Raw genomic sequence first — 25,257 nt, forward strand, 5'->3', positions numbered from 1 at the left:
GGCTTGCGTTTCTGGCTGAAAGTTGTATAATATTTTTTGTTTGACAGAAAAATCAGCTTTAAGCTGGTGTAGCTCAGGGGTAGAGCAACGCACTCGTAATGCGTAGGCCGGGGGTTCAATTCCCTTCACCAGCATCCCAAAAAACCATATGTGGCGCGGATTTCCGAGGGTTCGGGACCGCGTCATTTTTCATTAAATCCCCTGGCTTCTAACATTCTTCTAAAAGATAAGACATGGCGAAATAGCTAATGAAAACGGTATGACTAGTGGTCACTGTCGAGCAGATGGAAGGCGTGTCGCAAGCTGACAGCAATCAGAATGAAGGATGGTGGAGGAGGAGCAGCATAAGCTGCTTTTTTCTTGCGGGGGCAGATCGGTTAGATGGTAATTACTATAAAAATAAAAAAGACACCACAAGGTGTCTTAGTACAGATACTTTTCGCTCGAATTTCACGAGCTCGTCAGTGAACTGAGTTCATAAGCAAGACTGGCTACGGCTAACAGATGAAGAGATAAAGTAATATCAATGTTAAAATGTGCGGTAATATTAATTTTCATAGATAACCACGCTCCTAAAGTATAAATACACATAAAGAAAACTTTATAAAGCGCTTGGCCTGCCATCATCAGTGCCAGGTAGCCATCCTGTACAGACGCCTTAGCGTTTCGACAGTAACATTATACTTAATATTTTGTGTTTTGCAAACCAAAGCCCCCTTAAGACTGAAATAATGAGCAATGTGACAATTATGTCATTCTGAATTGAATATTGTTAGGTTAATCGATGGGGAAGTTTACGTGTCTCCCTTATACTGGAAATTAAATGATTTTATTTCCGAAAGGGGACAATCCACTGATGACTGACGTAATTAAAGCAATAATACTTGGCATAATAGAGGGCTTAACTGAATTTTTACCAGTATCATCTACTGGACACCTTATTTTAGCAGGCGATTTGCTTAGCTTTGAGGGAGATGCTGCAATAACTTTTAAAATTGTTATTCAGTTGGGTGCAGTGATGGCAGTTCTAATTCTTTATTGGAAAAGGTATTTGGAAATTGGGGTTAATATGATTAGAATGGATTTTTCCAAAAGCAAAGGATTAAATGTCATTCATATGATTTTGGCTATGTTACCAGCATTAATCCTATATCTTCTCTTCAAGGACACAATAAAAAGCCAATTATTTGGCCCAACCCCTGTTTTGATCGGTCTAGTTGTTGGTGGCGTGTTGATGATCATTGCAGCGCGAAATAGGCGGACTGAAACCGCTGATACTATCGATGGGATTAATTATAAACAGGCTTTCGGAATTGGTCTGTTCCAATGCTTGGCGTTATGGCCGGGATTTTCGAGATCAGGTTCGACAATTTCAGGTGGCCTGTTGCTTGGCACTAGCCAAAAAGCCGCCGCAGATTTTACATTCCTTATTTCTGTGCCAGTTATGTTTGGTGCAAGCTTGTTGGATTTGTACGATAGTCGTGATTTGCTGAGTTCTGACGATTTACTTCTAATGTTAATTGGCTTTGCGACATCCTTTCTTGTGGCAATGATTGCAGTAGTGACGTTCATCAAACTGATTAAGCGACTTCGATTGGAGTGGTTTGCTCTATACCGGTTTGTTTTAGCGGCTCTCTTCTATTTAATTGTCATACAGTAATTGGATTAATCAATATGAACATCATGGGAAAGAAGCTTTTAAAAAGGGCTATACATCATATCCTGCACAGATTAAACTAGAGGTTCAAAACAAGGGGAAATCACCAAACAAGACAAAGCTCAAGTAGTCTATGAACTAAGGAATGAATTTTCGGTGAAAGCACTTCTACAGCTAGCCATTATCCCTCGTTTGTTTCTTCTACCATTAATATCACAAAGTGATTTTACAAGTGTTTGGGAATATGAAAAACCCCACCAGTTTAAGGTGGGGCTTTTGCTTACCAAGTATTATAGTTCGATTGATACTTAACTTGTTTATTCTCATAGCTCTCATTGGGGTAATCACGTCTGACAGACTGCAAGTAGCCTGAAATTGCAAATGCTGCAATAAGCCCTCCTATAATTCCTGTGATTAAGCTGAATGTTGAAAACCCGAATGTGGCAACTACTCCAATGGAAGACAATGCTACAAGCAATAGACTGAGTATTTTCATCTTTATACACACCTCCATTTTGTATATGTAGTAATTTGAAAATTAAGATTGATACGTTACTATATTTGATCGGTTTCGATAAAAATAATAATATTTCAGCAAATCTTTAGACGGGCTTCATACTTATTTAAGCTAAGAGGATTATAGTAATCACATAACCCCCTTATAAAATAGATCTAGACCCTGCCGAAAGTGGTGGGGTCACTTTTTTGCACAGAGTGCATTTATAAATATGGATTTCTCCTTAAATCTACACAAAGAAGCGCCGTCCCTTTGGAGAAGCCGCTTCTTTATAGTAGATTCTATTCTTTTTGCTCAATTCTTGATTTTGGTGATTTTTTTGGCGGTAACTTGTGCAGGGAATGAATCATCACTTACTTCAAAAAATACTTTAATCTCATCGCCTTTTTTATATTTAGAAGGTGCAACTTTATTTACCCAAATGGCTTGAGAGTACTCATTAGATTCGAGCACCTCCTTGTATTCCTTGTTCAAGTCTTCTTCTTTTAATTCGGAAATTACTAAAATTCTTTTATTTTCTACATCTATTGTGTGTACAATTCCTTTCAAAACTTCATCATTCTTACTACAGGCGGTGACTAATAACAAAAAAATAAAAATAAGAGTCCATTTAATAGTAGTACGTGGTTTTTGAATCATGGACCTTCCCCTCTAGTGGTTACGACATCAGTTTAAAATCGGTTGCACAGGCATAGCATTTTGTACATTACCAATATAAGAATAAACAGCAGCATATCCATTATGACGACCTTTATTGATTCCCCTCGCACGCGGCAGTAACAATGTATCCTGAAATGCTTCCTGATGGTTTAGCCAAAAAACCACCATGATTAAACTAATTCGTACTTATAGTCATGTGCAAATTCTTTGAATGTAATGGGTCTTTTACCAAGTAATATTTGTAAATCGGGCGTGATTTTTTTGGCTAATCCAATTTTTGCAGTGAAGTAAATTCCAATCATAACAGTCACAAATTCTTTTTGAATTCCTTTTGTTAACATTTTATCTCTAAACTGAAGAACTGATGGATTAACATATTTGATTGTTTCTCCTAGCTCTTCAGATAAAATTTCAGCTACTTCATAGTAATCTAGCGCTTCAGTTCCCGTTAACGAGTAACCTTTATTTTCATGACCATTCTCAGTTAGGATTCTAGCTGTTACAGTACCGATATCACGAACATCGATAAAGCTAGTCTTGCCTTTTCCTGCGGGTACATAGATCTCCTTTTCTTTACGTAGCTCTTCCCCATGTTGAGAAATTAAGTTTTGCATGAAGAAACTTGGGCGTAAAAAAGTATATGGAATTCCTGATTTTTTAATGATTTTTTCAATTTTATGGTGTGGAACAATTGGGTTTTTCTCTACGCCCAATAGAGATAGAAACACAATGTGTTCAACTCCGACTTCCTTTGCGATATCTATGAGGGGTTGGAAATATTTTTTTGCGTCAGCTATATGAGGAGGGCGCAGTAAAAATAATTTTTTCACTCCTGTTAACGCTGGACGAAAAGAATCAGCATTTTCAAAATCAAAATAAACATACTCACTGTCTTTTCGATGGGAGGCAATTTTAAAAGGTGTTTCACTTTTCCTTAGTTCGTTAACCACTTCACGTCCTACATTACCGGTTGCCCCTGTGATTAGAATCATAAGTCTCACTTCCCTAACTAATATTTAAATAGATCATTTTAAGCACGTTCATAAACGTGGACATTTCTTGTTCAGAAATATTTTTAAGTGCGTTATCCATGATTTCGTCACTAAGAACTTCTATTTGACTCTTAATTATCATTCCCGAATCTGTAATAAATACAAGATTTGATCGTTTATCATTTGGATTATCTCTAATGTCCAGAAGTCCTTTTGCTTTAAGTCGCTCGAGTATACCCGTTATTGTAGGGCGATCCGAGTAAGTTCGCTCTGCAATCATAGCTGGAGTTGTTCCTTCTAAATGAATAGATATATCTTTTAATACTGCCCATTGAGGAGCTGTTACATTATAAAGTGAAAGTTTTTTTGTTAAGCTTTTTTTCATTTCAAGACTTACTCTTATTAATAACTGTCCTGGGTTGTCCATAAATTAATTCCTCTCTTTAAATAGTTTGCACACTAACTACTTGATTAGTATACAAACTATATTCTCCTTTATCAATTTTAATTATTTTATTTGTTTAAATTGTGGGGAGTTACAGGTGAATGTCAATAATATTGATATTTAGAACTTTTGTTTGTATATAATAAAAATGAATGTTCTTATTTTTAGAGGCGATCAATCATGGAAATGAGTATCGACCAAACGGTTGGGATTATTTATCAAGTCTAGGAGAGCAAGATTACACAACGCGAGATCGAGATCCGTGACATCCGTGACAAACGTCCAACATAAACAAAGGGGATAGATATCATGCGGTGTATAACAATACGGCAGCCTTGGGCGACCTTAATTGCTCTTGGTGAAAAAGAGTTTGAAACTCGTTCATGGAGAACAGCCTACCGCGGCGAGTTAGGCATTCATGCCGGAATGAGGATTGACAAAAAGATTTGTGAACAGGAACCGTACAAATCAGTATTGGCGAAACATGGCTATACAGCAAATAATTTGCCGACAGGAGCTATTATTGCTACAGGTCAGCTCGCGGGATGTTATGTGGTTACTCCAGAGGTGGATTTAAGGGAATGGATCAATGGGAACGAATATGATTTTGGCGACTATAGCGAAGGACGGTTTGCCTGGAAGCTTGAAGGGGTTCATCCATTAAGCCATCCAATTCCAGCTAAAGGTCGGCTAAGCTTGTGGGAGCACTCTAATCACTTCTGAACGGCGAATGATATTTTTAATGTAATTTTTATGTGCCTATCAGCTTTTTTTCAGGTTCGAGGTATATATTGAAGACACCAAACACCCCCCAGTGTTTTGTGGTATATCTCTCTCAGGTCTTGCCAACTCCCATGGTAAGGCCTATTTTTTTGTTCGCTAATTGATGGGGGGAGAGTAGAGCGGCTTCTATACAGCTTTATTTAATTTGAAACTGTTCTTCGTAACTCTTAAAAGAGGAAATATCCAGCCCTAGGTATCTGCGCATATGGATGGCAGCCTGAGCCGCAACAATGTCATTCAACAGCAGCATTCGTTCGTGATAGCCACGACATATATACTTGGCTTCAATTCCCGTATTAAGTCTGTTTTGCTCATACACCTTGATTCCCCGTCTTCTCATTTCTGCACGAACATCCCTTAGATCTGTTGTAGCTACTGCAGCAGCTGTTCCAAGCACCTCCAGATAAGGGGCGGGTGTTCGTAAGTGTGTAGATAAAATGGCGGAGTCCCGTTCGAAAGCTGATAAAATCATCGGAAGCAATAAATAAGATTTCACCAGCATGTTGTCCCTGCTTTCTGCTCTATGCATGAATCTCATCACCTCTAATAGGAACGTATATTCGTATTCTACCCCGACATTCCAAAAATAATCAATGGTATTTCTAAACAGCTTATCCAATGTGATTAAATTCACAACTAAATAACGAAGAATAAATTATATTAAAATTGTAATAATAAAAATTAATGTATCGGACGCACATAAAGGAGAATTATGATGGAAAAAGAGGGCAGCCTCCAGCGTGGATTTTTTTTTGGTTTAATTCTGAGTGTTCCCTTATGGATATCCATATTGGGCTATATACAGTTACTTTAAAATTTAATGAAAAACCTTATGCGAAGCGCCTTTAGGCGCTTTTTTTGTATGGTAATAATGAGGGGGATCATCGAAAGGAATTGATTGACAATTGTGGGTGTCGGGCGCTAAACTGTTATTAATTCAAAAAGTATTAAAAGTCATAGACGGTTATTGGAGAGAATGCTTCGGCTACCAGTTCTGGACTTGCAGTGTAATACATATATATAGTCATGATAATAGCAAACCGTCTGAAAGGGCGGGACGCAAAGTCCAGGAGTCTAAAGTGTCTTAAAGGCACAATGACCGTCCGACTGCCATGAGAAGGGAATTCCACTTCTTTTTGGCGGTCTTTTTTGTTGTTAGGTCCTTTAGAGTTTCTGGTAATTATTCTGATTAATATAAATCATAGTTTTAGGAGGTGTGCCATTTGAAAAGAAGAATAAGACCGTTACTCTCGCTTGTATTAGCTGGGATTTTGACGGTAGGTAGTGGGCTTTCCTCATTAGGAGCTGGAGTTGCTGGAGCTAGTAGTTCTTCTACATTGGGAATTGCAGGGGTCTACAACGTGTTTATTCTAGGGGATATAACAACGGTTTCGGATACGGAAGGAAGGTTTGCTGCTGGAGGTAACGTTAACTTAACCAACTATAGTGTTGGAGATAGGTTGACCGCTGCTGAGGTTTCCTTGACTGACACACTTGTTGTTGGAGGGAATCTTACTTTCAACGGAGGTACTGTTTATGGGAATATCGTGCACGGGGGAGATTTTTCAGGGAATGTAACGCTCCTCAAGGGAGGTACAAAAAGACAGGGGAGTACGATTGACTTTTCAGCCGTAGGTCAGTCTTTGAAGGACAAATCAGCAGAACTTGCAGCATTGCCGGCGAATGGAACAACAGTGTACCAATATGGCAGTCTTACCCTGACAGGTACAGATCCTGCGGTCAATGTTTTTAATGTTCCAGGAGATAACGTCTCTAATACCTATGGAATTACAATAAATGTTCCTTCAGGATCTACAGCAATTATTAATATTGATGGTTCTAACGTAAAAATGAAAAACTTCGGATTTCTACCTAATAACGTGTTGAACAGCAAGAAAATTTTGCTTAACTTTAGCCAAGCTGCGTATCTTGATATGGCAGGCATAGGTGTAATGGGAAGCATACTTGCCCCCTATGCTCATGTTGATTTTATTAATGGTCAGATTAACGGTACTTTAGTGGCGGCTTCACTCAAAGGGACTGGTGGTGGTGAATTTCACCACTATCCATACGATGGTGATGAACCTGGACCAACGCCGACACCAACGCCAACAGTGACACCAACGCCAACGCCAACAGTGACACCAACGCCAACGCCAACAGTGACACCAACGCCAACGCCAACAGTGACACCAACGCCAACGCCAACAGTGACACCAACGCCAACGCCGACAGTGACACCAACGCCAACGCCAACGCCGACAGTGACACCAACGCCGACGCCGACGCCAACGCCGACGCCGACGCCGACGCCAACACCGACGCCGACAGTGACACCAACGCCGACACCGACGCCGACAGTGACACCAACGCCGACGCCGACGCCAACACCGACGCCGACAGTGACACCAACGCCGACGCCGACGCCAACACCGACGCCGACAGTGACACCAACGCCAACACCGACGCCGACAGTGACACCAACGCCGACGCCAACGCCAACAGTGACACCAACGCCGACGCCAACGCCAACAGTGACACCAACGCCGACGCCAACGCCAACAGTGACACCAACGCCGACGCCAACACCAACGCCGACGCCAACAGTGACGCCGACACCAACGCCAACGCCAGAAGCAACACCGACACCGACGGTAACACCAGAAGCAACACCGACACCGACGGTAACGCCAGAGGTAACACCGACACCGACGGTAACGCCAGAGGTAACACCGACACCGACGGTAACGCCTGAAGCAACACCGACACCGACAGTAACACCAGAAGCAACACCAACGTCGACACCAGAGACTTCGGTGTTCCCGACACCAACGCCATCATCCGTAATTGGCACTATAGTTCTTGCAGAAGATCCTGTGCCGCTTGGGCCTGTAGCTTCGCCGACACCAGCGCCAGTACCAACACCGTCGAATAGCACAGAAGTACTTGTTGATGATGATGAGATCCCATTAGGCCCGGTACCGGCAGTGACACCAACGCCAACACCAACACCTGATGAAATCATCGTAGTGGACGATACGATCCCATTAGGTAAGCCACCTGTGAAGGAATTGCCAAAAACGGGTGAATCAAGTCCTGCACCTTACTATGTAGCAGGTTTAGGTTTTGCACTTATCGGATTATTAATGAGAACCAAGTTCTCCAAAAAGAATAAATAATAAACGGTAGAGCACAACATAGAGTCGCTTTCGGGGGGTGTCCCGATGGCGGCTCTATTTGTATGTCATGATTGCGATAGTTTGGTGCATTCTAAGTAGATGGTATACTCTTGTTGCAAAAGAAATGAAGAGGGGATGGCGAAGGCGAATTGATATGGTTCATTATTAGCGCTGTAATCATCATAGGGATTCTAATCTATGTGGGATTTTTCTTCTATGGTATTGCTATTAAACGAGCACCAAAGGTATTTCTAAGTAATAATCCTAATCTGAAGGCTGATCCTCCGGTTGCCGGAGCTTCTTGGGGGGAGGGGAAAGATTGGGTCTCTCGCCAGAGCTTCGAGAATATTGAGATCGTATCTGCAGATGGACTTAAACTAAGAGGTTTCTTACTCCAATCTAATTGTGCTGCGGGACGCACAGCCATTCTAGCCCACGGTTATTCAGGTAAAGCAAAGGATATGGGGGCGTACGCCAAAATCTACTACGAGAACTTAGGCTTTAACATCCTAATTCCCGATGCAAGGGGGCATGGAGATAGCGCAGGGGATTACATTGGTTTTGGTTGGCCGGAACGAAAAGATTATTTGCAATGGATTGAATACATGATTAAAAAGACTGGGTCTAGTGCTCAAATTGTGCTTCACGGTGTTTCTATGGGCGGTGCTACAGTGCTAATGACCTCAGGGGAAGATCTTCCACCGCAGGTAAAAGCTATTGTTGCGGACTGCGCTTATACCTCAGTAAAAGCACAATTATCTTACCAACTACGGCGCATGTATCGTTTGCCAAGTTTCCCTTTCGTTCAAAGTGCAAGTCTAATCACCCGCTTGAAGGCGGGGTATGGTTTTGGTGAAGCCTCTGCATTAAAACAAGTGCGGAAAGCGAAGGTTCCGATTCTTTTTATTCATGGGGATGCGGATAACTTTGTACCTTTTGCTATGATGAATGAATTGTATGAGGCATGCCAGAGTCCAAAAGAGAGGCTCATAGTGCCGCAAGCGGGGCATGGATTGTCTTATGATACGGATAAGGCGGGGTATATAGATGTAGTAACAGCTTTTGTAAGCCGATATGTAAAATAAGTCCTGAACGTAGACAGCGCCCGATATCCGCTAGGTAGCGGTTATCGGGCGCCTATATTTTTCCACACATGACGTAGTCCTTGAATAAGGATCGTACCGTCATGCTTTCTCGTTATATTCATCCCCCGCCGTTCGTGAGTAACGGGTGTCTTGATTCCTTGTTATTTCCAGCAGCCGTGTGGCGAGAATAATCCTTCCAATACGACAAAAGCCCTACCTCTCTTTTGCCCTTGCGGCTCCATTGACCGCGCCAGTGTGAATCGGAATGCTATATTTCGAATTTAATCTCATAAAAAGGAAGAGTACTGCAAGAAAACATAAAGCCTCTTTGTCCAAAATGCCGATGTGTATAATAGTCGGCCTGACATCTTCTTGGTGGGGATATTCAATATATCGAAAAACAAATACCATATAAATATAACACACTATTGTTTAAAAGGCAAATATAATAATGAATTCCAAGATAAGGTTTATTTGATTCTAGAGAGAAACAAACCTCGATAGGGAGCGCTTAGATTTCGAAGTAACTTAAATTGGGTTAATTGTGAATTATTCCGGAAAAGCTAGTAAACCAGAGGAGATGGGCGATCTCGGTGCAAATGGGCTAAAATGTAAGTTGGATATTTTTGCAAACGCTACAAACTACAACTGAAAATGCCAGAGACGAAGGGCTTGTGTCTGCTGGGGTTATTTTGCGTGCCTATTTTGTGAACAGCTCTCTAAAACTGACAATAAACTCCAACATTGATTGAAGGATTGAGGGTAGACCGTTATAATTAATAAGTCTGGATTTTAATTAAAAAATAAGGGAGATTTTTATGAAACGCGCAGATGTGTGGCTGATTTCCATCGTATTGATTGCTGCGCTCGCTTTTCTCGTACCGAGATGGTTTTCGGACAATGATGACAAAGGTGGGGCCGGTAAAAATCTCATAGCCAATGTAACGGTGGACGGTGAGTTATTTAAAACGGTAAAGCTTACAAAAGAAGAACAAACCATTGAGGTCCGCACGGAACGCGGCTATAACATTTTGAAGGTGCATGATTACGGGATTGAAATGTACGATGCCGATTGCGCTGATAAAGTTTGCCTAGGTTTTGGTTTTATTACCCTGCCCAAACAGACGATTGTCTGTCTACCGCATAGAGTATTAGTCGAAATCACCAGTGCGTCGGGGGAGGATGATATAGATGCCTATGTCCAGTAGTGAATCTGCAACAGCTTTAAAAAGAACAGTGATTATTGCGATTTTCGCCGCAGTGGCAGTAGTGTTAAGTTTAATAGAGGCACAGATTCCGTTATCCGGGATGGGACTGGTGCCGGGTGCTAAGCTCGGACTGGCCAACATTATGATTTTGACTTGTATTTACTTTTTACGTGGACGGGATGCTTTCCTGCTTGTCATCCTCAAAACACTGCTTACTGCATTTCTGCTAGGTACCTTCTCAAGCTTGCTGTTTAGTTTATTTGGTTCACTTTTTAGCTTTGTTGTTATGTTTGTGCTGATGCTGATTAGTGGCAAAGGTAAGAGTATAAGCTTGATCGGAATTAGTATAGCTGGTGGGATTGCACATAATATCGGTCAGCTGCTGGCAGCTTCTATGGTATTTGCATCACTTAGTATTTTTTATTATCTTCCCATGCTGCTGATCACTGGGGTAGTAACAGGAATTGCCGTGGGCTATGCAGTCCGTTATTTGGTGGCGTCATTGTCAAAAATATCGCTGTTTGAAGAATTTTTGGACTGATTAGTCACATCAGCGGAAGGATGACTAACATGAATGAATCATACGAAGGTCAAGACTTAGAGGGAGAAGGACAAGCAGTCATCTCTCTGGATGGGGTATCGTTTGGCTATGATCCCGAGCATCCGATTCTTCAAAATATAACGTTATCTATCTCACAAGGACAATGGGTCAGCTTGGTTGGTCCTAATGGCTGCGGGAAGTCTACGTTGGTCAAGCTGCTTAATGCTCTGCTGCCTAAGGGGGCTGGTGAGATTGAGGTTAGTGGCATGCTGCTTAGTGAGGAAACGATCGGAAGCATTCGGCAATGTATCGGAATGGTGTTCCAAAATCCAGATAATCAGTTTATTGGAGCCACTGTAGAGGAAGATATCCTATTCGGCCTGGAAGGGCTTTGTTTGCCGTACGAAGAGATGGCTGAACGTTTGCACTCCTATACGACAAGACTAGGAATAAATCATCTGTTGTCCAAGCATCCGGGTGAGCTGTCGGGAGGCCAAAAGCAGCGTGTTGCTATCGCTTCCATTCTTGCTATGGAACCAGGCATCGTCATTTTTGACGAGGCCTCTTCTATGTTGGATGAAGGAAGCAGAAATGACCTTCTCGGCATTCTGCAGGATATGCGGGCAGAAGGGAAGTACACGATCCTCATGATTACGCATGATGCAGATGAGATTTTGGCATCGGATCGGGTGCTTGCGCTGCATGGAGGTAGTTTGGCTGCAGATGTTACACCGGCGGAGTTGTTCCGGAACGAGGAGCTTCTGGAAAAATGCCATCTGCGTGAACCTTATCCTTGGCGCCTTGCACGCGAGCTGCAGAACCAGGGTATTCATGTGGATGTTCCGATCAGTGAAAAGGAGCTTATAGACACGTTATGGCCATAGAATTACAGCAAGTAAGTTACACCTACGCTGACCGAAGCCTCTGGAAGCTGACGGCGCTCCGGGACATTAACCTCAGTGTACCCATTGGCTCGATGGTTGGTATTGCGGGGGCGACGGGCTCAGGTAAATCGACGCTGCTGCAAATGTTTAACGGGATACTGAAACCAACCGAGGGTACGGTAAAAGTGCTTGATGTAACCATTCAGGCTGGTGAGAAGTCCCCTAAGCTAATGCCACTGCGCCGCCGAGTCGGATTGGTATTTCAATTTCCGGAGCAGCAGATGTTCGAAGATACGGTCGAAAAGGATCTCATTTTCGGTCCCCTTAATTTCGGTATGAGTCTCGATGAGGCAAAGTCACGTGCACGTCAGGCCATGTCAGATATGGGGCTGGATCTCGCGTTGCTGGAGCGGAATCCTTTTCAATTGAGCGGTGGACAAATGCGTAAGGCGGCTATCGCTTCCGTGCTAGCTATGGACCCGGAGGTCATCGTTCTGGATGAGCCCACGGCAACGCTTGATCCCATTAGCCGTGCAGAGCTAATCAGCTTGCTGGAGCGATTATGCCGTGAGCAGGGCAGAACGATCATTATCGTTACGCATCGGATGGATGAGTTATTGCCCTATGCGGACAGCTGGGTTGTACTTAAAGAGGGCAGCACGGCGTTTCAGGGCAGTGTAAAGGCACTTGCAGATGATCCTTCGATTCTGGAACAGTGTGGTTTGACGGTTCCGCAGTCCCTTCGTTACTGGCGTGCAGTTGCTGATCATTTAGGTCTTGTGGATGAAGTCCCCCGCTTGACGGCTGAGAGTCTGGCAGAGCTTATAGCTTCGCTGCCAGCGGAATCAATAAGCACTGGTAAGCCCGATGGAAAGAGGGATGACCATGAATGAGAAACTGATCTTAGGTCGGAGTATTGAGACCGGTTCGTGGGTGCACAAGCTGGATGCTCGTGCCAAAATCACTGGCATGCTATTATACGTAGCTGTTATCCTGCTCTCACGTTCGTGGATGGCCATGGCTGTGTTGGCTATTTTTTCGATAGCCGTTATGGCTTCCACGCGGATTCCGCTTAAATACTTCCTGAAAGCAGCTAAGCCTTTACGTTATTTAATGTTATTTATCTTTATTGTGCAGGTGGTGTCTGTGAAGACAGGGGAGGTAGTGCTGACTCTTGGTTCCTGGTCTATCTATGAGGGAGGGCTAAGATTAGGGGCATTTTCGGTCATCCGCATGTTCTTTCTTATCACCTTTACAGCGCTTCTGACCTTCACAACAACGCCGGGGAAGCTGAATCAAGGGTTGGAGGGGATCTTGACACCCTTCAAAAAGCTTGGCTTATCCCCTGACCGTATCACGCTGATGATCAGCATTTCACTTCGTTTCATTCCTACGATTCTAGATGAATCGCAGATCATAATGAAAGCGCAGGCCTCAAGGGGAGCCGATCTAAAAGAGCTGCCTTTGAAGGAAAAGGGACGGATGTTAGTCTCCCTGCTGGTCCCGATTATCGCCAGTGCTTTTAGGCGTGCTCAGGATCTGGTGTATTCCATGGAAGCCCGCGGTTTTCGCATGGATGCTCCCCGCAGTCGGTATCACCGCCTAAGGTGGGGCAAATTCGATACTGTTTTTATTGGGATGTTTGTGGTCATGGGAATTGCAGTAGCTTTGTTATAATACTCATTCCCTATTAGTAGTATCAACTTGGGAGGGAACTTGAATGGCACGTTATTTTAACGGTAGAGAAGTTGAATTACTCGCACCCGCAGGAACGTTTGAGATTTTCAAGGAAGTGATCCAATCACGGTGTGATGCAGTTTATTTTGGTGGACCTGTATTGAATATGAGAATGATGCGTAAAGGTTATAATCTTACTCATGAAGAGATTGTAGAGGCACTTGATATCGCTCACCGTCTAGACAAAAAAGTGTATATCACTGTGAATAATCTTTTTAGTGAGGAAGATGTGGAAGAAGCTAGAGAATACCTGCGTTTTCTTGATAGTGCTCGGCCGGATGCCTTGATTGTTCAGGATATGGCAGTGTTGGAGCTTATTCGGGAGATGGAGCTTAACCTTCCTATTCACTCTTCAGTAATGATGAATGTTCACAACCTGGAGATGATCTATGCGCTGCGTGATCTGGGTGTAACTCGTGTAGTTACCTCGCGGGAAATGGACCTGCAGACAGCTAAGCTGCTTGGTCAGCGGAGTGGCATGGAGCTGGAATATTTTATTCATGGAGATATGTGCTCTGTGCATGGTGCAAATTGTTACTTTAGTTCCCATGTTTTTGGTATGAGCAGCAACCGGGGGAAATGTATGAAGCCTTGCCGCTGGGATTATCGGGTTAAAAAAGACGGATATGTATATCCTGCTGAATATCCACTGGCTGTCAAAGATATGTTTATGTATGAGCATCTTCCGGAATTGATTGAATCAGGCATTACTTCTTTTAAAATTGAGGGCCGTATGCGTGATAAGGAATTTATGGTGATGCTGGCGAATAGCTACGGCGAAGCCATTGACCGATATATCGATGATCCGATTGGTTTTGATCGTACGGTTGATACCAAAGAACTGTACAACAACCGCAAGCGCGACTTTTCGACAGCTTATGCTTTTGGTAAACCAGGGTTAGCTAATATCAACCGTCGTTATGAAGGTACGGGCAAATTCTATAGCACTGGAAAAGTATTTAGCACACCAACCGCAGAACGTGAGCTATCTGAAAAACGTGTAGAGGAATTGCGGGAACGTTTGGCGCAAGAAAAGAAGCCTAAGACAACAAAAGCGAAGCTGGCTGTACGTGTGAATAATATGGAACAGGCGCGCGTAGTATTGGAACTGGGTGTGGATAGTCTGTATTTGCCGGGCGATGTATTTGAACCGGACAGACCTTTTACAAAACGTGATATTAAGGAACTTGGTGAATTAAAAGGCGATAGCAAAATATATTTAGGGTTGCCACGCATGATGACCGAGCTGCATTTCGATCAATATGATCAATTGCTTGATGGAGAACGCTTGCCGATCGACGGTATAATCGTTACTAATTTGGGAGCGATTCGCAGATACAGCTCTACAGGTTATCCGTTAATTGGAGATGGTAGTTTAAATGTCTACAATCATCTTTCCGCCCAATTATATGCAAAATTAGGTTTGACTCAGCTTTCGGTTTCACCGGAAATGACGCTGGAGCACTTTGCTACCTTTGCCTCACGTTGTGACACGCCTTTGGAAGTTGTTGTACATGGTACACCTGCACTAATGTATATGGAGCACGACCTTTATGAGAATACTGAAGTAATGGAACCTATCGCTGAAGAGGATAATCAATATGTGCACAATAATGTATTGGTTCTAAAAACAGACAAAGGTGAGAATCCGGTATATCGTGATCAGCACGGCCGTTGCCATCTTTTGTTCGCAAAAGAGCTCTGCTATTTACCGTTACTTGGTGAGATGATTGATCTAGGCATATCTAGCTTCCGTATTGAAGGAGCGACGTATAGTGCTCAGCAGTTGCGTGAAATTATAATTTCTTATCAACAAGCTATGAATCGTACTGAAGTAAAAGATGACATTCTAGGTGGTCTTGAGCCCATTTATGCGGGTTATACTCTAGGTTCGCTGCAATTTAACTAATTCTATTTTTTGGGACAAAATATCGTCTGCTAGTAAGAAGAATGCACAGTACTCTATCAATAAGTTACTATTTTCACAAGAAGAGAGGGAATCAATCATGGAACAGCAAGAATTCATCGGAAGAGAAGCCGTAGCGGCGAAGCGTAAGCAATATTTCTATCCGTGTACACAGCATTTTTACCGCGATGCGCCTCAGCTTGTGCGAGGTTCGATGCAGTTTGTGTATGATGAAAATGGCAAACAATATACAGATTTCTTCGCAGGTGTATCTGTAGTCGCTTGTGGGCACTGCAATCCAGCCATAACTGGACGTACGATTGAGCAATTGCAGCAGCTGCAGCATACGTCTACGATCTATTTAACTCAGCCAAATGTGGATTTGGCTGAACGTCTGGAAGAGGTTATGCCAGGCGGTCTACGCCGAACCTTCTTCGTGAACAGCGGCTCAGAGGCTAATGAAGGTGCATTGCTGCTCGCCCGGATGTATACAGGACGTAAGGGGTTCATTGCATTGGAGAGTGGTCTACACGGCCGTACCAATCTAACTATGAGTGTGACAGGACTGCCGATGTGGCGTACCGATAAATACTTGGATCATGACGTTGAGTTTATTCCTCGCCCATATCATCCAGAACTATCTCTGGAGGAAGCCGCTGCACTCTCCCTGGAATCTCTGGAGCGAGTGCTTGAGGAGAAGGGGAATACTATCGCCGCAATGATCGTAGAGCCAATCCAAGGCAATGGTGGTATGATTATGCCAACGCCAACCTACTTCAGTGAGGTCAAAATGTTGCTGGAGAGATACGGCGTACTTCTGATCGCTGATGAAATTCAAACTGGATTTGGTCGTACAGGCAAAATATTCGCTATGGAGCATTTTGACGTAGTGCCCGATATTATAAGTATGGCTAAGGCGCTGGGGAATGGAATTCCGGTTGCGGCTTTTGCGACAACGGATGAGATTGCACTTGCGCTGAACCGTCCGTCGGCTTCAACCTTTGGAGGCAATCCGGTATCTGCTGCAACGGCGCTGGCTGTGCTTGATTATATTCGCGATGAACGGCTTCCTGAACGCTCAGTGCTGCTCGGAGAACAATTGAAAGCAGGGCTAAAGACCCTTCAAGAGCGTTATCCTTCGCTTATTGTGGATGTCCGGGGAATTGGGCTTATGTTGGGAGCGGAGCTTGCTGGTGAGAATGCTGAAGGCTCTGCGGCGCTTACAGATCAAGTGCTGGAAGCGATGAAAGACAGAGGATACCTGATCGGCAAAAATGGTATAGGACGCAACGTACTAGCCTTTCAACCGCCGATGATTATTACGGAAGAGGATATCGACGGGCTGCTTAACAACCTGAATGAAGTCCTTGCGGAGCTTAATGTCTAATACAATGAATTTCAAGTAGCGAAGAAAGAGGAAAACGAATGGCTATTCTAAACATTTTTAAAACTGCAGGCCTAAAGCTGAAAATGTTCAGTGAACTGGTGATGTTCTCTCATACACTTTTTTCGCTGCCGTTTGCCATTATCTCTATGGTGTGGGCCGCTGGGGGCTGGCCATCAGGGCATGTAATGATCTGGGGTCTGATTGCATTGATCGGTGCCCGTAATGGCGCTAATGCATTCAATCGGCTGGCAGACCGTACGTTTGATGAACAGAATCCTCGTACGGCACATCGGCATTTGCCACAACGGTTACTGGCAGAAAAAGAAGTGGTTGTCTTTGTTATTGTCAATTATGCCATCTTTATTGTGGCTTCAGGCATGCTGAACTTGCTCTGCCTGCTCTTATCGCCGGTAGCAATCGTATTGATATCGACTTATTCTTATACAAAACGTTTCACCTTTCTCAGCCATTTATATTTAGGCTTTGTCATTGCTTCCGCGCCGATTGGTGCATGGTTTGCCGTAACTGGAAATATCGCATTTACACCGTTTGTGATCGGAACGGTAGTTATGCTCTGGATTGCCGGATTTGATATTATCTACGGCACTCAGGACATTGAATTTGACCGGCGGCATGGGTTATGGTCTATTCCGAGCTTCTTTGGATTAGAGAATGCGCTGCGTATCGCCAAAGGTCTACATTTCATTATGATTATGCTGCTATTATTCCTATACGTATGGCAGGATCTCGGCTGGATGTATCTGGTTGGGATTGGCATTGCTACATTGCTCCTGATGACCGAGCATAAGATAATAAAACCTTCGAATCGTAAGCTGATGAAGGTGGCTTCTTATAATCTAAATCAGGTAATCAGCATAGTGATATTATTGTGTACGCTGATTGATTTTTTCTATGTTAGTTAGGGAGCTGGCTTTGGTGAGCCGGCTGGCTGACATTGGCGCATTGCCCGCAAACTAACAATAAAAGACAATAGCCTACCCAAAAGGGGTAGGCAAAGGAATCGGAAAGCTGGCTACGCTAGCTTTCCTTTTTTGTGTTGACTCGCTCCCCGCTCTGTAAGGGGGAAGCTAAATGCAAAGATTAGGGAAAACCTCCCTAATCTTATTGAGTTTTTTATCTGTTGACTCTGTTTTAGGGAATTTCTCCCTGAAATATAGCTGGTTACTCTTAAAAGCATGCTAAAGTGGACTTTATTAGAAAGGTTTTCCCTAATATCGTAGTTTTCGAGCGATTAGTAGCTAATTTTAGGGAGGTTTTCCCTAATTACGTCCGATGGAGTAGAATGACTAAACGAGCTCATGTGCGCTACGCTGCGTTTGCGTGTTTAGCTTGTCTTGTTGAAGCGGAAAAATATCGGTTTGAATTTGCGACAAGATCAATGAAATGATGTGTTTAAATCAAAAAAACGGATACCCCCAAGTGAATGGGAGGTATCCGTTTTTAAGTATGAGAACGTACTCTTTAGCGATCACGGTCCGCAAAATATTGCAGCAACGTTTCCAGATCAGCATGCGCCGGGTAGGAGGAGAGCTGCTGCACAATAGCTGCAGCTTTATCCAGATAGTTCTGGCTGACCCGTTCAGCGCGAGCGAGGGCATCGCTATTGTTAATTAGGGTGAGCACATGTGCTACTTCAGCGTCGGAAGAATCCGGGCCGATTGCACGGATCACAGGCGAGAGCTTAGGGTCCTGCAAGGCGTACAGCACTGGCAGGGTGACCTGACCATGTCGCAGGTCGCTACCGGCAGGTTTGCCTAGGACATCGGCGGACTGTGTGAAATCTAGCAAGTCATCTTGTATCTGAAAGGACATCCCCAAGGCTTCTCCAAAATTATAAAGGAGATTGGCAACTTCTTCGGTGCTTTCAGTGGACAAAGCACCAACCCGTAAGCAGGTTGCCATAAGAAGAGCGGTTTTGTTTAAGGATTTCTCCAAATACTGATCCATTGTAATTTCATAATCAAAAGCATGTTCCATTTGCTGATATTCACCCAGACACAGCTGAGCGGTGGCTACAGAGGATAAGTCATGAACGTATCTGTTTTTATCTCCGGTATATTTGCTCAGCAGCTCGATGACCCGAGCGGACATGTAATTACCAACATGTACTGCTGACAATGTCCCCGTCTTAATATGTAAGGCGGGTACGCCCCGCCGTAACTCTGAACGGTCAATGATATCATCATGAATTAATGAGGCGGCATGAATAAATTCAGCAGCAGCAGCTAATTGAAGCGCTCTGCGGCCGGTATCCTTACGGCCAAACCGACTGCCAACAATGACCATGAGGGGACGAAGGCGTTTACCACCGGAATTTATAAGCTCTAGAACACTTTGCGCGAGCTGAGATTTCTTAGGTACATCTTTATCACGCGCCACAAGGTTTACGATTTCGCGGTTGATTTCATTTATGTCTATATTTAAGGCCTCATGCAGCTTCATTTATGGATCCCACCTGTCAAATGGCTTTGCTTGTGCGATTACGCTGTCTGCACTCTTGGATCAAGAACTCTTCGATTCCAGTAGCTGAATCATGTTCCGCGAAGTCTCCATTTGACCGTCTAATCTGCATTTTTTTGATCGAAGGAGCTAGATAAGCAACTAAGTCGAGCTCACGGCATTTCACCGCAAACTGCAGGTAAAAGCTATACAAATAATCTCCATCCAAAATGTTGCGTGTAAGGTCGGGATGATGTGGGATACATTCCATATGGCGCTCTGCTGCCAAAGTGAGAATAGTGTAAATACCCAGCAAATTGACTTTGCGGCTGTATTCCAGATCATGGCGTTCCAGTACCGAGATTAACTGTTCACATGCAGCCGGAGAGGGCTGAAGCTCAATTCCGGCAATAGGTGACATTTCAGTATGCAACAACCGGAGGGTATCTTCTATGAGTTGTTTGTTCACAAGATTCTCTCCTTCTTGTCGGTTTTGCCGGAAGAAACCATACCCCGATCATCCCTACAAAACCATTCATTCAAGAAAAAACCACCATTTCCTAGGATTAGGAAGGTTATTTTCTTCTTGTAAATAAGGAGAGTAATGTGTCCTAGGGACACATTACTCTGAAGTATATCCATATTTAACCCTAATAAAATACAATTTGCACATATGTTCTATATGATAAATTACACTAATTCAGGGTTTTATTATCAGTCGGTGTATAGATACCATCGTCTGACGAGCGGAATTCTCTTCCACTGTTTCTTAAGCCAAGGAAGTACATAATAGTCTAGACCAAGTGTGCTTCCTGATCCGCCGATGCAGGCAATACCAGCAGCAACGTACCATAACATTTCTGTCGATGCCATTTTGGTTGACCAAATCATGACCGACATGGCGACAGTCGCTATAGAAGCGAGTGCAGTGAAGAGACCAACGATGAGCATAATACCGAAGACGATTTCTGCACATACCATACCGATTTGGAACCATTTCGCGAGGAAAGTGTAACTTCCGTCGTTGTTGTAGAACATCAAATCCATGAACCAGTTTGTAATGTTGTATACGAAGTTAGGTACAGGCAACGCTTCAACAGCTTCTTTTGCAGTGGATACTGCTGAAGCTGCAGATTGTGCATCTACGGTGTCTTTAACTGCATCTACTGCAACACTGGCTGCTGATGAAGCATCCGTTGCAAAAGGAGCAGCTGGAATCAAGAAAATCTTATCTGGATCTTTCCAAATCTTTTGGATCTTCTCAATACCTTCGTATAACCACATACCACCAAGTAGAACACGAAGTGGTACGAGCCAGAAATTAGGTGAACGTTTGGAGAAGTGACCACCCAAGAAGCTCTTGCGGTTCTCAACATGGAAGAACTCATGCATCATATATGTCCATACTTTATTGAATCCGACAACCTGAGACAGGTAGAACATATTAATAAAGTGTTTGGAAAGCATTGCCATGAATCCAGTAAGCATAAAGAACTTACCTGGCAGACCAACGTTTGCTACACCGTAGCGGCTACCAATGGAGACCATTGTACCGTGGAAACCTGGTTTGTAAGCTTTTTTAGCAGTGTTCTGAATGTCAGCGGCAATGTTGCCAGCAACAATCGGAGCTGCTTGTTCAGCGTTCTCAACCATTTGTGGTACAGGACGAGTTTCACCTTCAGGAATGTAGAAAATGTTGTCCCCTACTACGTAAACGTTCTTATGATCTACACTTTCCAGGTTCTCATTCGTAACAATCCGTTTGCGGCCTTGTTGTTGTACTTCAAGTCCACCAACGATTTCGGAGCCTTCAACACCAGCAGTCCAAACAATTGTTTGGGAATCGACAACGTTTTTCTCACCAAGTGCAACACTACCATTGCCTACTTCGGTGATTTTAGCGCCAGTCACGATTTCTACGTTCAGCTTACGAAGGCGAGCTTCAGCTTTTTGAATCAGCTTATCTGGAAGGATAGGCAAAATCTTCGGAGCCATATCAGCCACAATCAGTCTTACTTCGGATGGGTCGATAAAGAACTCCTTGCATAATTCCTCGCGTTGTTCAGCCATTTCACCAACTAGCTCGACACCAGTAAAGCCGGCACCGATAATAACGAAGGTTAGCATAGCACGACGTACAGCTGGATTTTTCTCCATAGCCGCTTTGGTATACATATCGCGGATTTGACGTTTCAATGCTACCGCATCATCGTAAGACCAGAAGGAGAAGGTGTTTTCTTCTGCGCCTGGAATGCCGAAGAAGGTTGGTTTGCTACCTGTGCCGATTACAAGGTAATCGTAAGCGTAGGTAGCTTTATCCGATTTAAGTTTTCTGCTTTTGAAATCGATATTGCTGATCTCATCAAGAACAACATCTACTTTAAGGCCCGCAAAAATCTTCTTAAGATCGATCTTGATTGAATCCTCTGGAGCACGGTTCGCGGCAACCTCATGCAGCTCAGTCAATAGAGTGTGATATGGATTCCGGTCGATCAGTGTAATTTCAACATCTTTGTTTTTCTTAAATTTCTTTGCCAGTTTTTTAGCCGTGAGTACGCCGCCGTAGCCGCCGCCCAAAATGACTATCTTCTTCAAGAGAAATTCACCTCATTCGTCTGATTAGCTGCAGAAGGTCCTGCGAAATTATTTCGCGCCTTCGAGTGCTTTTTCTGCAAGTGTAAAATATTCACCAACATGAATACTCACGCCGGAAATTGCATCAGTTTTGCCTTCAGCATCAAGCGTTGGAGCAACACCTTTGTTTTCAAGGAAGTATTTTTCAGCCAAAGCGATTTCTTCATGCCATTCAGCAGAAGCGCCGCCAGCTTTCATACCATATTTACCATCAACGGAGAATTGCTTCTTGTCATCGCCAGCAGCATTCAAACCACTGAATTTAACAGCTACAACATTACCGTTAGCAACAGTCAGGTCAACAGTGGATTTCCAACCGGATTCAGCGTCCATTTCGCCTTCAGCATGGTAGCCTCCGTCTTTATATTGACCAGCTTCTACTGGACCAGCAGCAAGAGCAGCTTGAGCAGCTTTTACAAAGTCAGATACGTGTACGGATACACCAGAGATGGCATCAGTTTTCCCTTCAGCATCAAAAGTTATAGCTGCTGGATCTTGTTTTTCGATCAGGAATTCTTCAGCTTTAGCTGCTTGCTCGTGCCATTCAGAAGAAGCACCGCCAGCTTTCATGCCATATTTACCATCTTCGGAAACTTTTTTCTTCAGGTCGCCTGCAGTGTTAACGTTAAAGGCATCCCAGTCAGCTTTAGTGATCTTTCCACCTTCTACAGTTAAGAGTGCGAAATATTGCCAGCCAGTTTTAGCATCAACGTCAGCAGTACCGTAGTAAACTCCGTCTTTGTACTGTCCAGCTTCAGTTCCAGCGTTACCGGAATTTGTTGCAGGAGCAGTTGTTTCAGCTGGTGCGTTAGTAGGGGCTGCGGCGTTGTCTGTGTTGTTACCACAACCTGCGAGCAATCCAAGGATAAGTGCGCTCGACAAGATAACAGAAGCTTTTTTCATTTCAAATGACCTCCAAAAATATAGTTTAAAATATATATATTAAAATGTAAAACATTTTAATAGTCGAGCGAAGTGATAAAAATCACTTTATAAATGATATTTGTCACTTTAATCTCATGCGTTATTACCCATTTGTAACAGTATCTTGACTTATATCGGCATACATTAGGAAAAAATTTAATGATGTTGTTTTATCTCCGATGGCATTCTAGCACATGGACTAGGAAAACCATTGTGAAATAAATCACTTAAAAAATTAAATATTTAATTTATATCTGGATTATATCAAATTTTAAAAGATTTGAATACATATATTTAAAAATATATGTGACAGAATACGACTTAATTTGCGAATGTCTTGAAATGTGGAAAGATTCATAGCGAATGGGGAAGGGTAAGTAAAGGTAACACGGGATAACAATCCTACCCTAATTAATTCAGCTAAGGAGATGAGCTTATAATGGACAACAATGTATTTAAAGGAAAATGGAAACAGCTCAAAGGCGAGGCCAAGAAGCAATGGGGCAAGCTTACAGATGATGATCTTGACGTAATTGACGGTGAAAAGGATAAATTAGTAGGTAAACTACAAGAACGTTATGGACATACGAAAGAAGACGCGGAGAAAGAGTACCAAACCTGGGGACGTTCCTACCGCGATTAATTCATTACTAATGACGTTAATATAAAATTCCAGAAGAAGAGCGCAAATCGCATCTGATTTGCGCTCTTCTTCTGCGTCCATGGGCGTTAGTTATCGAATGGGGCTTTAGTATGGTAGTATTATGAGATGAAAGTTGTAATTTATTTTGCCGAGGTGGGAGTGAATCTATGGGTTATCTTAAAATATTTTTTGGAAATACCGCAATGCTAATAGCTGTAGCCTATTTGGCTAATCTTATATATAAAAACACCATTTCAAATGCAAGTGTAGGAATAAAGAAGGTAAGCTGGGTATTACTGGCCATTTTTGCCGGGTGGATTAGTACTCTTTTTGGATATAGGCTGGGTGAGCATGTGATTTTTGATTTACGTTTTGTGCCACTTATTATATCAACGCTGGCTTATCCGCATCCTTTCATTCTTGTTTTGATCGGTATAGGAACAGGTCTTACACGGTTAACTTTTGGAGTAAATGAGGCGGCGATGGCCGGAACCATTAATCTGTCCATTCTAGGATTTGTTTGTGCTGCGCTTAGCTACTGGGTCAGACGATCTAACTTATGTATGGTGAACAAAGGTTTGATCGTGATTCTAGTCATAAATGTAATGAACGCAATCAACATTATGGTGTTTGGTGTGATCCCCGCCCCAGAGTACATAAAAGAGATTATGCCGATTACTTTCCCTGCCGGATTGATTCTAAGTGTTCTATTCTCCTTAATTATCCGTGACTTTCAATTGGGTCTCTTGCGGAATGGACAGATTGAGCGTGCTAATGAACAGCTGTCTGCTCAGACGGATGAGCTGCATAAGAATAAGATCGAGCTTGAAGAGCGTGCCGATCAGTTAATGATGGCTTCGCAATTTAAATCCGAATTTCTGGCAAATATGTCTCATGAGCTTAGAACGCCACTGAATAGCATTATTAATTTGTCGCAATTAATTGAAGACAATGATAATTCTCTTACGGAAGCAGAAATGAGGGAGTATGCAGCTATTATCCGCCGTTCTGGTGAAGAATTATTGATGATTATTGGCGATATATTAGATCTGTCCAAAGTGGAAGCAGGTCGATTAGATATTATTAATGAAGATTTAAGTGTTAGTGAGATTCCAGAGATTCTGGCTATGCAGTTCGCTGTGACAGCGAAACAAAAAGAACTGGAATTTAATATTGATATGGAAAAAAATGTTCCACAAATGATTCATTCCGACCCGCAGCGGATTCAGCAAATCCTGCGCAATTTGCTTTCTAATGCTTTTAAATTTACAAAGTCTGGCCATGTCGCACTCCGTATTCGTCAAGAGGAACGTGGGGAAAGAGCTATTGTGAAGCATTGGATTGTATTTGAGGTAGAAGATAGCGGTATTGGTATTGCACCAGAGAAGCATGCCATGATCTTTGAAGCCTTCCAACAGGCGGATCGAACAATTAGTCGAAAATATGGCGGAACAGGATTAGGGCTTTCTATTAGTAATGATTTGGCCAGACTGCTCGGAGGTTTCATTACTTTAGAAAGTGAGGAAGGTAAAGGGAGCCGTTTTTCGCTTTATTTACCCCTCGAAATCATAGAAGAGTAAGCTCCAATATTATTTGTTAATTTGGCGTATTGACA

The 25,257-nt window shown here is 43.1% G+C and carries 23 protein-coding genes, 1 tRNA gene and 1 riboswitch; of the genes, 15 read left to right on the plus strand and 9 right to left on the minus strand.

What is annotated here, in order from left to right; all coding sequences use genetic code 11:
- Positions 1-62 precede the first annotated feature (62 nt).
- Both NSQ50_RS02380 and NSQ50_RS02385 read left to right on the plus strand, forming a co-directional pair.
- Positions 63-134: transfer RNA gene (locus tag NSQ50_RS02380), tRNA-Thr, on the plus strand.
- A gap of 722 nt (positions 135-856) precedes the next feature.
- Positions 857-1,660: an undecaprenyl-diphosphate phosphatase gene (locus NSQ50_RS02385; protein WP_038568497.1), complete on the plus strand. Its 804-nt coding sequence runs from the start codon at positions 857-859 to the stop codon at positions 1,658-1,660.
- 277 nt (positions 1,661-1,937) lie between these two features.
- Here NSQ50_RS02385 and NSQ50_RS02390 read toward each other — a convergent pair whose 3' ends face one another.
- From NSQ50_RS02390 to NSQ50_RS02405, 4 genes are all read right to left on the minus strand, one after another.
- On the minus strand, positions 1,938-2,153 hold the full coding sequence (locus NSQ50_RS02390; RefSeq protein ID WP_038568499.1) for a hypothetical protein: 216 nt from the start codon (positions 2,151-2,153) through the stop codon (positions 1,938-1,940).
- A 315-nt stretch (positions 2,154-2,468) separates the two neighbouring features.
- Positions 2,469-2,813 carry a DUF3221 domain-containing protein gene (locus NSQ50_RS02395; RefSeq protein WP_076223421.1) on the minus strand — a complete coding sequence of 115 codons (345 nt, stop codon included), beginning with the start codon at positions 2,811-2,813 and terminating at the stop codon, positions 2,469-2,471.
- A 191-nt stretch (positions 2,814-3,004) separates the two neighbouring features.
- Complete coding sequence (locus NSQ50_RS02400) at positions 3,005-3,826, minus strand: SDR family oxidoreductase (protein WP_036682566.1); 822 nt, start codon at positions 3,824-3,826, stop codon at positions 3,005-3,007.
- A gap of 13 nt (positions 3,827-3,839) precedes the next feature.
- Positions 3,840-4,253, minus strand: a complete 414-nt coding sequence (locus NSQ50_RS02405; RefSeq protein WP_076223419.1) for a MarR family winged helix-turn-helix transcriptional regulator — start codon at positions 4,251-4,253, stop codon at positions 3,840-3,842.
- A gap of 327 nt (positions 4,254-4,580) precedes the next feature.
- Here NSQ50_RS02405 and NSQ50_RS02410 point away from each other — a divergent pair, with 327 nt between their 5' ends.
- A complete protein-coding gene (locus NSQ50_RS02410; RefSeq protein WP_076179467.1) occupies positions 4,581-4,994 on the plus strand; it encodes an ASCH domain-containing protein in 414 nt (137 codons plus the stop codon).
- 196 nt (positions 4,995-5,190) lie between these two features.
- Here the strand turns inward: NSQ50_RS02410 and NSQ50_RS02415 are convergent, their stop codons facing one another.
- Positions 5,191-5,688: a hypothetical protein gene (locus NSQ50_RS02415; RefSeq protein ID WP_143760486.1), complete on the minus strand. Its 498-nt coding sequence runs from the start codon at positions 5,686-5,688 to the stop codon at positions 5,191-5,193.
- Positions 5,689-6,078: 390 nt separating this feature from the next.
- Positions 6,079-6,169, plus strand: a riboswitch (cyclic di-GMP riboswitch).
- Positions 6,170-6,277: 108 nt separating this feature from the next.
- On the opposite strand from NSQ50_RS02415, the gene NSQ50_RS02420 reads away from it, so the two are divergent.
- From NSQ50_RS02420 to NSQ50_RS02465, 10 genes are all read left to right on the plus strand, one after another.
- Positions 6,278-8,233 (plus strand): choice-of-anchor A family protein, encoded by a 1,956-nt coding sequence (locus NSQ50_RS02420; RefSeq protein WP_340949262.1) that lies wholly within the window; start codon positions 6,278-6,280, stop codon positions 8,231-8,233.
- A gap of 149 nt (positions 8,234-8,382) precedes the next feature.
- Positions 8,383-9,318: an alpha/beta hydrolase gene (locus NSQ50_RS02425; RefSeq protein ID WP_306068379.1), complete on the plus strand. Its 936-nt coding sequence runs from the start codon at positions 8,383-8,385 to the stop codon at positions 9,316-9,318.
- 818 nt (positions 9,319-10,136) lie between these two features.
- On the plus strand, positions 10,137-10,526 hold the full coding sequence (locus NSQ50_RS02430; RefSeq protein ID WP_036681022.1) for a NusG domain II-containing protein: 390 nt from the start codon (positions 10,137-10,139) through the stop codon (positions 10,524-10,526).
- Entirely contained in the window at positions 10,510-11,067 is a 558-nt protein-coding gene (locus NSQ50_RS02435; protein WP_036681020.1) for a Gx transporter family protein, read from the plus strand. The genes NSQ50_RS02430 and NSQ50_RS02435 overlap by 17 nt, the downstream gene beginning before the upstream one ends.
- A 29-nt stretch (positions 11,068-11,096) precedes the next feature.
- On the plus strand, positions 11,097-11,951 hold the full coding sequence (locus NSQ50_RS02440) for an ATP-binding cassette domain-containing protein (RefSeq protein WP_051491165.1): 855 nt from the start codon (positions 11,097-11,099) through the stop codon (positions 11,949-11,951).
- Positions 11,942-12,844 carry an ATP-binding cassette domain-containing protein gene (locus NSQ50_RS02445; RefSeq protein ID WP_076215095.1) on the plus strand — a complete coding sequence of 301 codons (903 nt, stop codon included), beginning with the start codon at positions 11,942-11,944 and terminating at the stop codon, positions 12,842-12,844. Before NSQ50_RS02440 ends, NSQ50_RS02445 begins: the two co-directional genes overlap by 10 nt.
- Complete coding sequence (locus NSQ50_RS02450) at positions 12,837-13,628, plus strand: energy-coupling factor transporter transmembrane component T family protein (protein WP_036681014.1); 792 nt, start codon at positions 12,837-12,839, stop codon at positions 13,626-13,628. Before NSQ50_RS02445 ends, NSQ50_RS02450 begins: the two co-directional genes overlap by 8 nt.
- 43 nt (positions 13,629-13,671) lie before the next feature.
- A complete protein-coding gene (locus NSQ50_RS02455; RefSeq protein WP_076223417.1) occupies positions 13,672-15,597 on the plus strand; it encodes a peptidase U32 family protein in 1,926 nt (641 codons plus the stop codon).
- Positions 15,598-15,694: 97 nt separating this feature from the next.
- Positions 15,695-16,981 carry an aspartate aminotransferase family protein gene (locus NSQ50_RS02460; protein WP_076103873.1) on the plus strand — a complete coding sequence of 429 codons (1,287 nt, stop codon included), beginning with the start codon at positions 15,695-15,697 and terminating at the stop codon, positions 16,979-16,981.
- Positions 16,982-17,019: 38 nt separating this feature from the next.
- Positions 17,020-17,904, plus strand: coding sequence for a UbiA-like polyprenyltransferase (locus NSQ50_RS02465; protein WP_036681005.1), 885 nt, complete (start codon positions 17,020-17,022; stop codon positions 17,902-17,904).
- A 559-nt stretch (positions 17,905-18,463) separates the two neighbouring features.
- On the opposite strand, the gene NSQ50_RS02470 is transcribed toward NSQ50_RS02465, so the two are convergent.
- The 4 genes from NSQ50_RS02470 to NSQ50_RS02485 all read right to left on the minus strand — a co-directional run bounded on the left by NSQ50_RS02470 (position 18,464) and on the right by NSQ50_RS02485 (position 22,978).
- Positions 18,464-19,444 (minus strand): polyprenyl synthetase family protein, encoded by a 981-nt coding sequence (locus NSQ50_RS02470; RefSeq protein ID WP_036682537.1) that lies wholly within the window; start codon positions 19,442-19,444, stop codon positions 18,464-18,466.
- 16 nt (positions 19,445-19,460) lie between these two features.
- Positions 19,461-19,910, minus strand: a complete 450-nt coding sequence (locus NSQ50_RS02475; RefSeq protein WP_076223415.1) for a hypothetical protein — start codon at positions 19,908-19,910, stop codon at positions 19,461-19,463.
- A gap of 245 nt (positions 19,911-20,155) precedes the next feature.
- Positions 20,156-22,036 (minus strand): FAD-dependent oxidoreductase, encoded by a 1,881-nt coding sequence (locus NSQ50_RS02480; RefSeq protein ID WP_036682533.1) that lies wholly within the window; start codon positions 22,034-22,036, stop codon positions 20,156-20,158.
- A 48-nt stretch (positions 22,037-22,084) separates the two neighbouring features.
- Positions 22,085-22,978, minus strand: a complete 894-nt coding sequence (locus tag NSQ50_RS02485; protein ID WP_036682532.1) for a hypothetical protein — start codon at positions 22,976-22,978, stop codon at positions 22,085-22,087.
- Positions 22,979-23,438: 460 nt separating this feature from the next.
- On the opposite strand from NSQ50_RS02485, the gene NSQ50_RS02490 reads away from it, so the two are divergent.
- Positions 23,439-23,642: a CsbD family protein gene (locus tag NSQ50_RS02490; protein WP_036682530.1), complete on the plus strand. Its 204-nt coding sequence runs from the start codon at positions 23,439-23,441 to the stop codon at positions 23,640-23,642.
- A gap of 167 nt (positions 23,643-23,809) precedes the next feature.
- Positions 23,810-25,222: an ATP-binding protein gene (locus NSQ50_RS02495; protein WP_076223413.1), complete on the plus strand. Its 1,413-nt coding sequence runs from the start codon at positions 23,810-23,812 to the stop codon at positions 25,220-25,222.
- The last annotated feature ends 35 nt before the right edge of the window (positions 25,223-25,257 follow it).

The organism is Paenibacillus sp. FSL R10-2788 (genome assembly GCF_038003885.1).
Classification (GTDB): Bacteria; Bacillota; Bacilli; order Paenibacillales; family Paenibacillaceae; genus Paenibacillus_AQ; species Paenibacillus_AQ odorifer.

What these genes read in the sequence shown, in the direction of transcription:
- NSQ50_RS02460 (WP_076103873.1), top strand. Translation starts at nt 15,695, where the DNA reads ATGGAACAGCAAGAATTCATCGGAAGAGAAGCCGTAGCGGCGAAGCGT.
- NSQ50_RS02450 (WP_036681014.1), top strand. Translation starts at nt 12,837, where the DNA reads ATGAATGAGAAACTGATCTTAGGTCGGAGTATTGAGACCGGTTCGTGG.
- NSQ50_RS02485 (WP_036682532.1), bottom strand. Translation starts at nt 22,978, where the DNA reads ATGAAAAAAGCTTCTGTTATCTTGTCGAGCGCACTTATCCTTGGATTG.
- NSQ50_RS02390 (WP_038568499.1), bottom strand. Translation starts at nt 2,153, where the DNA reads ATGAAAATACTCAGTCTATTGCTTGTAGCATTGTCTTCCATTGGAGTA.
- NSQ50_RS02410 (WP_076179467.1), top strand. Translation starts at nt 4,581, where the DNA reads ATGCGGTGTATAACAATACGGCAGCCTTGGGCGACCTTAATTGCTCTT.
- NSQ50_RS02495 (WP_076223413.1), top strand. Translation starts at nt 23,810, where the DNA reads ATGGGTTATCTTAAAATATTTTTTGGAAATACCGCAATGCTAATAGCT.
- NSQ50_RS02385 (WP_038568497.1), top strand. Translation starts at nt 857, where the DNA reads ATGACTGACGTAATTAAAGCAATAATACTTGGCATAATAGAGGGCTTA.
- NSQ50_RS02455 (WP_076223417.1), top strand. Translation starts at nt 13,672, where the DNA reads ATGGCACGTTATTTTAACGGTAGAGAAGTTGAATTACTCGCACCCGCA.
- NSQ50_RS02445 (WP_076215095.1), top strand. Translation starts at nt 11,942, where the DNA reads ATGGCCATAGAATTACAGCAAGTAAGTTACACCTACGCTGACCGAAGC.
- NSQ50_RS02470 (WP_036682537.1), bottom strand. Translation starts at nt 19,444, where the DNA reads ATGAAGCTGCATGAGGCCTTAAATATAGACATAAATGAAATCAACCGC.
- NSQ50_RS02435 (WP_036681020.1), top strand. Translation starts at nt 10,510, where the DNA reads ATGCCTATGTCCAGTAGTGAATCTGCAACAGCTTTAAAAAGAACAGTG.
- NSQ50_RS02440 (WP_051491165.1), top strand. Translation starts at nt 11,097, where the DNA reads ATGAATGAATCATACGAAGGTCAAGACTTAGAGGGAGAAGGACAAGCA.
- NSQ50_RS02395 (WP_076223421.1), bottom strand. Translation starts at nt 2,813, where the DNA reads ATGATTCAAAAACCACGTACTACTATTAAATGGACTCTTATTTTTATT.
- NSQ50_RS02400 (WP_036682566.1), bottom strand. Translation starts at nt 3,826, where the DNA reads ATGATTCTAATCACAGGGGCAACCGGTAATGTAGGACGTGAAGTGGTT.
- NSQ50_RS02465 (WP_036681005.1), top strand. Translation starts at nt 17,020, where the DNA reads ATGGCTATTCTAAACATTTTTAAAACTGCAGGCCTAAAGCTGAAAATG.
- NSQ50_RS02490 (WP_036682530.1), top strand. Translation starts at nt 23,439, where the DNA reads ATGGACAACAATGTATTTAAAGGAAAATGGAAACAGCTCAAAGGCGAG.
- NSQ50_RS02430 (WP_036681022.1), top strand. Translation starts at nt 10,137, where the DNA reads ATGAAACGCGCAGATGTGTGGCTGATTTCCATCGTATTGATTGCTGCG.
- NSQ50_RS02405 (WP_076223419.1), bottom strand. Translation starts at nt 4,253, where the DNA reads ATGGACAACCCAGGACAGTTATTAATAAGAGTAAGTCTTGAAATGAAA.